Source organism: Desulforamulus profundi (genome assembly GCF_002607855.1).
Genome location: NZ_AWQQ01000050.1, coordinates 1 through 6,860, shown reverse-complemented (window position 1 = coordinate 6,860; position 6,860 = coordinate 1). Strand labels below are relative to the sequence as shown.

The following is a 6,860-nucleotide window of genomic DNA, read 5'->3' as shown; positions in this document are numbered from 1 at the left end:
CATAGGTAGGCTAAAAACCCAACGATCTGTGCGACAATCTTCAATTCCACTTTTCTGTTTCAATTCCTCATAGGTAGGCTAAAAACGTTTACCAACTCCCAGGTCCGCTACCTGATGACCCGGTTTCAATTCCTCATAGGTAGGCTAAAAACGCAGATGATCCAAACAATGACAGGATATACTACAAGTTTCAATTCCTCATAGGTAGGCTAAAAACGTGGGATGTCTTTCCAGATAGTTAACGAACGCAGGTGTTTCAATTCCTCATAGGTAGGCTAAAAACTCAATAGGGAAGAGTAAAATATCTAATGATCTGAAAAGTTTCAATTCCTCATAGGTAGGCTAAAAACTAACTAATGAAATTTTATTTTTAAATATATCACTTTGTTTCAATTCCTCATAGGTAGGCTAAAAACCAGTCAGTTATGACATGGCTGCGCTGGTTCCACTTGAGTTTCAATTCCTCATAGGTAGGCTAAAAACTGACGGAAGTCCGTTCGGCATATTTGACCTGAACGGGTTTCAATTCCTCATAGGTAGGCTAAAAACAGAAACTCCTGGGGATCGCAGGGAGCTAATTCTCTATGGTTTCAATTCCTCATAGGTAGGCTAAAAACTTATGAAAGACTGCTGAACATTACACCCATATAACGGTTTCAATTCCTCATAGGTAGGCTAAAAACCTTATCGGGCGTGGCCTGTTCTAGCCGATAGTTTTTGTTTCAATTCCTCATAGGTAGGCTAAAAACCCCGGCCGGTGCAATGAAATCGCTATCAAGCTAATAAAGTTTCAATTCCTCATAGGTAGGCTAAAAACGGCGGCAAGATATTGGATGGAATATTGGTTGATGGCCGTTTCAATTCCTCATAGGTAGGCTAAAAACGGAGGAATTAATACAATGTGTGAAACCTGCTTGTATTGTTTCAATTCCTCATAGGTAGGCTAAAAACTAACTACTTTTCAATTTATTTCCGAATCCCTGCCAAGTTTCAATTCCTCATAGGTAGGCTAAAAACTTGCTGGTCTTGTGGCCAATTTCATAGTCCCTGATTTGTTTCAATTCCTCATAGGTAGGCTAAAAACTAGGCCGGCCGGCCTTTATCCCCTTGACGTGCCGGGTTTCAATTCCTCATAGGTAGGCTAAAAACTTTGAGCACACGCTCCCGGAAGTCCTTTGTTGGCTCTGAGTTTCAATTCCTCATAGGTAGGCTAAAAACTGCGAACTGAATTTTTCATGCCGATGGTACCGCCAACAGGTTTCAATTCCTCATAGGTAGGCTAAAAACTCAAAGACAGCAATCTTCTTCATTTAAACAACCTCGTTTCAATTCCTCATAGGTAGGCTAAAAACGCATCTCTTTCCCGGCGGCGGTAGGCACATCTCGCAGGTTTCAATTCCTCATAGGTAGGCTAAAAACTGAGTTATCTCCTTGGAGCTGGCGACACGACCCCTGTTTCAATTCCTCATAGGTAGGCTAAAAACGGGATCGACAAACTAAAAGGCAGTTTGTAAAGGATTAGTTTCAATTCCTCATAGGTAGGCTAAAAACCCAAAACCGCTTCATCGGATCGGATTCAGCTGAAGAGGTTTCAATTCCTCATAGGTAGGCTAAAAACCCTATTCGCCACCATCAGGAGCCTGAAATATGTCGTGTTTCAATTCCTCATAGGTAGGCTAAAAACTTAAGACTTTCTGGAATATCATCATCGAATGAATGAGTTTCAATTCCTCATAGGTAGGCTAAAAACTTTCGTTGTTGAAATTTTAATTTATATTCCAAACTTCGTTTCAATTCCTCATAGGTAGGCTAAAAACCTTGAGATTGAAAAAGAAAAGGCCAATCTCGGAGGTGTTTCAATTCCTCATAGGTAGGCTAAAAACTCATCGATGAAGCATATCACCGGCGCATGCAGATGCGGTTTCAATTCCTCATAGGTAGGCTAAAAACACCTGTCACCCTTGAAATTGTTTGGGTATACCTTGGGTTTCAATTCCTCATAGGTAGGCTAAAAACGAGGCACAAGCGACATGGGGGCGAGCTGACGCGGAGTTGTTTCAATTCCTCATAGGTAGGCTAAAAACGGGGATCTAAAGGCGCTAAACAACCTGGATTATACTCGTTTCAATTCCTCATAGGTAGGCTAAAAACTGATTGAAGGTTATCCTATACCAGCATTTTTGCAGGTTTCAATTCCTCATAGGTAGGCTAAAAACGCAAAAAAAGTGCAAAGTTATTTTTATACCACCTTGTTTCAATTCCTCATAGGTAGGCTAAAAACCAAGAGCAATGCCGTGGCATTTGCCGTACTGATACTGGAGTTTCAATTCCTCATAGGTAGGCTAAAAACCGTCCTCTATGTACCGCTCATAGCGGAAATGCTCGAGTTTCAATTCCTCATAGGTAGGCTAAAAACAGGAGAAGTAGCAGGTAATGTAGCTACGCCAAATTTGTTTCAATTCCTCATAGGTAGGCTAAAAACTTAGATATAGTATCGAATGATAGGAATGGTAAGTGACCTTACCGCGATTTTATGGACACATAGAACGTGTGATACAATAAAATCACGGAGGTGTCCTAAATGAGAACATTTGATAAAGAATACAAAATTATGGCAGTCAATCGTGTGAAGGCGGGGGAAAAGTCTGCCGCTGAGGTAGCCAGGGAACTAGATTTAAGTCCCACCACGCTATATGGGTGGATAAGGAAGTTCGGTAAACACGGCGAAAATGCCTTTCCCGGAAGCGGTCACCTGCACAAGGCTGACGATGAGTTGYGTAGGCTTCGTAAAGAAATTATGGATCTGAAAGAGGAAAACGCCATCTTAAAAAAGGCGGCAGCTACTTCGCCAAAAACCAGAAATAGAACGCTTTCGTTTCATGGAGGCACACCGCTCCGAATTTCGGGTTGCGAAGATGGCTGAGGTGCTCCAGGTATCAAGGAGCGGTTTTTACGCATATTTAAGGCGACCCAAAAGCAATCGAGAAATAGAAAATGAGTTGCTGCTCGAAAAGATAAAGGCTATCTACAAGAAGAACCACGCTATATACGGATATCYTCGCATAACCAACGAACTAAAGAACGACGGCGCACCTAGCAAAAATCGTGTATACAGGCTGATGAGAAAAAACGGCATCAAATCAAAGACCGTAAAAAAATATAAGGCAACGACTAACTCAAATCATAACCTCCAGGTTGCTGAAAATCTGCTTAACCGCGAATTTACAGCAAATAAGCCAAATCAAAAGTGGGTAAGTGATATCACCTATGTTGCAACCGATGAAGGGTGCTGTACCTCGCCGGTGTTATGGATTTGTGCGGCAGGCCAATCGTTGGCTTTGCCATGGCCGAGCACATGAGAAAGTCACTTGTCATAGAAGCCCTAAACCAGGCCATAGGCAGAACTGGTGCGAAAGAAGGGCTATTGGTACATTCCGATCGCGGTGTCCAATATGCCAGCAGAGAATATCAGGCCATACTAAATGAAAATAAATTTATATGTAGCATGAGCCGCAAAGGGAACTGCTATGACAACGCTCCTATGGAATCATTCTGGGGCAAGCTCAAACAAGAGTGGTTGTACGGTAAGCGGTTTAAGACGCGGGCCGAAGCCAAGGCAGCCATATTTGAATATATCGAAGTCTTTTACAACCGACGGCGCATACATTCTAGCAACTGTTACAAAACACCGATGGAAGTTATAAAGGCAGCGTGATCGCTAAATGTTGGTGCATAAACTAACCCTTGGTCGCCCTTGACATGGAGCCTCGCACCCGTGTTTCCAAGGGCCAAGGGCAACCCAGCTTCGCTTAGTGCCCCTTGCCATGAAAGGCTAACACGGGCATTCTCCATGTCAAGGGTCTCCGCTATCGCTCCGATAAACGACCATGATCATATATCAAGGGGTGGTACTCCGGCGAATTAAAAACCCACCTTCACCTTAACATAACATACTAAATATTATATAATTAAGCAATTTTGTGAGACAGTTAGATATTGTGCGTTTTTAGTGTCTATTGATTCGGGGTAGGTTCAGTAAGACGCAGTTTCAATTCCTCATAGGTAGGCTAAAAACCAGTAGAGGATTGCGACAATGTAGGGGCATACATGTCGTTTCAATTCCTCATAGGTAGGCTAAAAACAAATAGATTTAAATTCGATTTTTCATACGACAGACAGTTTCAATTCCTCATAGGTAGGCTAAAAACCGTCATAAGTCCAATCAGTTGTAAGCGATATGGTAGTTTCAATTCCTCATAGGTAGGCTAAAAACAGATACACCGGACATAACAGCACTCAGAATACAGTGTTTCAATTCCTCATAGGTAGGCTAAAAACAGTTTAAGTATTTATATGAAAATTGTTTGTATAAAAGTTTCAATTCCTCATAGGTAGGCTAAAAACGCACGACTCGTACCCAGAGCGTGCCGTACTAGAAGGTTTCAATTCCTCATAGGTAGGCTAAAAACATGAACGGCGAGAAAACAACGTCCCCTGGATTTGACCAGTTTCAATTCCTCATAGGTAGGCTAAAAACATTTTTTCATTTCACCTCCTTCATGCATTATATTTCATGGTTTCAATTCCTCATAGGTAGGCTAAAAACGCGGATATGAGCAGGCCACCGGCCCGAGAGATGCGAGTTTCAATTCCTCATAGGTAGGCTAAAAACGTTGCGAAGTGATCTCTATTGACAAAGCCAAAGCGTGTTTCAATTCCTCATAGGTAGGCTAAAAACCAGTAATTTTGAACAAACGCCGGGGAGTGCTGCACCGAGGTTTCAATTCCTCATAGGTAGGCTAAAAACTCGAGTGCTGATAAAAAGGAGAAGGAAAATGGACATAAGGTTTCAATTCCTCATAGGTAGGCTAAAAACCCGGCCCGGTAACCAAAGAAGTAGCCTATTGCATGGCCGTTTCAATTCCTCATAGGTAGGCTAAAAACACTAAAAATATTCCTTAATGATGGTTGGCAAGAAAAATAGTTTCAATTCCTCATAGGTAGGCTAAAAACTGTTAAAAGGTTGTCACATTTAAAAAGTGGCATTGGTAGGTTTCAATTCCTCATAGGTAGGCTAAAAACGAGTGTCCTAAATCCAAGCCCTTCATAGCCCTCTAGTTTCAATTCCTCATAGGTAGGCTAAAAACATCATCTATCCTGGGGCAGTTGAGACGATTGCAACGTCGTTTCAATTCCTCATAGGTAGGCTAAAAACTAATATTACCATTTTCTTCGGAATTATCTTATAGTGTTTCAATTCCTCATAGGTAGGCTAAAAACTCCGAAAGCAATAGAAACAGCCCGGAAAAACTTTTGTGTTTCAATTCCTCATAGGTAGGCTAAAAACCCATTGTGCAGTAACGGAGGTGACTGATGTACCCTTGTTTCAATTCCTCATAGGTAGGCTAAAAACTTTAGCCTCCGGTTTGCGGCTGGTGAAAATCAAAGCAGTTTCAATTCCTCATAGGTAGGCTAAAAACTCGACAGTGAGCGATAAATTACACAGGAGGGTAATGTTTCAATTCCTCATAGGTAGGCTAAAAACATCCCTTCTATTACTGCCGCCTCCCATGTATAATGAAGTTTCAATTCCTCATAGGTAGGCTAAAAACTTTGAAAACCTTAAACTCCGTACCGTTTTTCATGTCAAGTTTCAATTCCTCATAGGTAGGCTAAAAACAATTACGCACCTCGTGTCAACTATATTGCTCATAAGTTTCAATTCCTCATAGGTAGGCTAAAAACTACATCATTTAGGAGGGACACGAACATGATGGATATGTTTCAATTCCTCATAGGTAGGCTAAAAACGGCCAGATCGCAGTTAGAAAGCTGGAGGACTTTTTCGTTTCAATTCCTCATAGGTAGGCTAAAAACGGTGCCGGAAGCCGAAACCTGCGGCATCGCATGGAGTTTCAATTCCTCATAGGTAGGCTAAAAACGAATGACCCGGACACCCGGGACAAGATTCTTGACAGCAGTTTCAATTCCTCATAGGTAGGCTAAAAACTGCTACAACAGCGAAGAAAGCGAAGAAGTTATAGAGTTTCAATTCCTCATAGGTAGGCTAAAAACTCTTGCCACGCCCCTCCTGGCCCACATATCGGGGCTGGGTTTCAATTCCTCATAGGTAGGCTAAAAACGAAGTGAGCAATCATTTTCGCACACTACCGAGCACCAAGTTTCAATTCCTCATAGGTAGGCTAAAAACGGCACGACTCGCACCCAGAGCGTGCCGTACTAGAAGGTTTCAATTCCTCATAGGTAGGCTAAAAACGCATACCAGCACGAACTGCGGAGACAGACACAGATGGAGTTTCAATTCCTCATAGGTAGGCTAAAAACGGTGCATGACGATCACAAAGTTGAGGATGTGTCAGAGTTTCAATTCCTCATAGGTAGGCTAAAAACCGCCCACTCTCATCTAAAGCCACCTCAACACGCGGGTTTCAATTCCTCATAGGTAGGCTAAAAACTCAACGATGAAAGCAAAATCCCTTCTAAGTACCTAAGTTTCAATTCCTCATAGGTAGGCTAAAAACGCTGACGTGACCGTGACCAGCCTTACCTTTGACGGGTTTCAATTCCTCATAGGTAGGCTAAAAACAGAAAGCCTTGCCAAGGAAAGAGACCTTGTGTATGGGTTTCAATTCCTCATAGGTAGGCTAAAAACTTGAAGCGTCTGGTAAAAAGGAGGTGCGCCATGCACGTTTCAATTCCTCATAGGTAGGCTAAAAACGTAACGGTCATCTTCCTTGCCTCTTTGCTTCCCGGGTTTCAATTCCTCATAGGTAGGCTAAAAACGGTTAATGATTCGCCTAACCAATTTGATACACACTCAAAGTTTCAATTCCTCATAG

The 6,860-nt window shown here is 42.2% G+C and carries 1 pseudogene and 2 CRISPR repeat arrays; the pseudogene reads left to right on the top strand.

From position 1 onward, the window contains the following. Window positions 1–56: 56 nt before the first annotated feature. A CRISPR array of direct repeats spans window positions 57–2,482; the repeat unit is 30 nt; unit sequence GTTTCAATTCCTCATAGGTAGGCTAAAAAC. 99 nt (window positions 2,483–2,581) lie between these two features. Then, window positions 2,582–3,715: pseudogene (locus tag P378_RS08970) on the top strand (IS3 family transposase). Window positions 3,716–4,045: 330 nt separating this feature from the next. Then, a CRISPR array of direct repeats spans window positions 4,046–6,804; the repeat unit is 30 nt; unit sequence GTTTCAATTCCTCATAGGTAGGCTAAAAAC. Window positions 6,805–6,860 lie beyond the last annotated feature (56 nt).